Source organism: Sporolactobacillus mangiferae (genome assembly GCF_023336505.1).
Classification (GTDB): Bacteria; Bacillota; Bacilli; order Bacillales; family Sporolactobacillaceae; genus Sporolactobacillus; species Sporolactobacillus mangiferae.
The window spans coordinates 1-1512 of the sequence record NZ_JAMAST010000044.1 but is presented as its reverse complement, the minus strand read 5'-3'; the positions used below and the strand labels follow the sequence as shown (position 1 = coordinate 1512).

Sequence of the window (1512 nt, the reverse complement as noted above, 5' to 3'; positions counted from 1 at the left end):
GTGAGCGGCGGATGGGTGAGTAACACGTGGGCAACCTGCCTGTAAGACGGGGATAACTTCGGGAAACCGGAGCTAATACCGGATGAAGCGACGCACCGCATGGTGCGGGGCTGAAAGATGGTTTCGGCCATCACTTACAGATGGGCCCGCGGTGCATTAGTTAGTTGGCGGGGTAAGGGCCCACCAAGACAGCGATGCATAGCCGACCTGAGAGGGTGATCGGCCACATTGGGACTGAGACACGGCCCAAACTCCTACGGGAGGCAGCAGTAGGGAATCTTCCACAATGGACGAAAGTCTGATGGAGCAACGCCGCGTGAGCGAAGAAGGTTTTCGGATCGTAAAGCTCTGTTGCCGGAGAAGAACGAGCGGGAGAGGAAATGCTTTCGCAGTGACGGTATCCGGCCAGAAAGCCACGGCTAACTACGTGCCAGCAGCCGCGGTAATACGTAGGTGGCAAGCGTTGTCCGGAATTATTGGGCGTAAAGGGCGCGCAGGCGGCTACTTAAGTCTGATGTGAAAGATTGCGGCTCAACCGCAAAGGGGCATTGGAAACTGGGGAGCTTGAGTGCAGAAGAGGAGAGTAGAATTCCACGTGTAGCGGTGAAATGCGTAGAGATGTGGAGGAATACCAGTGGCGAAGGCGGCTCTCTGGTCTGTAACTGACGCTGAGGCGCGAAAGCGTGGGGAGCAAACAGGATTAGATACCCTGGTAGTCCACGCCGTAAACGATGAATGCTAGGTGTTAGGGGGGTCCAACCCCTTAGTGCTGAAGTTAACACATTAAGCATTCCGCCTGGGGAGTACGACCGCAAGGTTGAAACTCAAAGGAATTGACGGGGGCCCGCACAAGCAGTGGAGCATGTGGTTTAATTCGAAGCAACGCGAAGAACCTTACCAGGTCTTGACATCCTCTGAGAGCCTTAGAGATAAGGTGTTCCCCTTCGGGGGACAGAGAGACAGGTGGTGCATGGTTGTCGTCAGCTCGTGTCGTGAGATGTTGGGTTAAGTCCCGCAACGAGCGCAACCCTTGATCTTAGTTGCCAGCATTGAGTTGGGCACTCTAAGGTGACTGCCGGTGACAAACCGGAGGAAGGTGGGGATGACGTCAAATCATCATGCCCCTTATGATCTGGGCTACACACGTGCTACAATGGGCGGTACAAAGGGCAGCGAGACCGCGAGGTTGAGCGAATCCCATAAAGCCGCCCCCAGTTCGGATTGCAGGCTGCAACTCGCCTGCATGAAGCCGGAATTGCTAGTAATCGCGGATCAGCATGCCGCGGTGAATCCGTTCCCGGGCCTTGTACACACCGCCCGTCACACCACGAGAGTTTGTAACACCCGAAGTCGGTGCGAGAACCTTTCGAGGACTCAGCCGCCGAAGGTGGGACAAATGATTGGGGTGAAGTCGTAACAAGGTAGCCGTATCGGAAGGTGCGGCTGGATCACCTCCTTTCTAAGGAAACGATCGATAGCGAAGCGTTTGGGCTTTTGTTTGGTTTTGAAGGA

1 rRNA gene is annotated in these 1512 nt (G+C 55.3%); it reads left to right on the top strand.

The annotated features are described in order from the left end of the window. Positions 1-1459, top strand: a 16S ribosomal RNA gene (locus M3N64_RS13950); the annotation flags it as partial. Between the last annotated feature and the right edge of the window lie 53 nt (positions 1460-1512).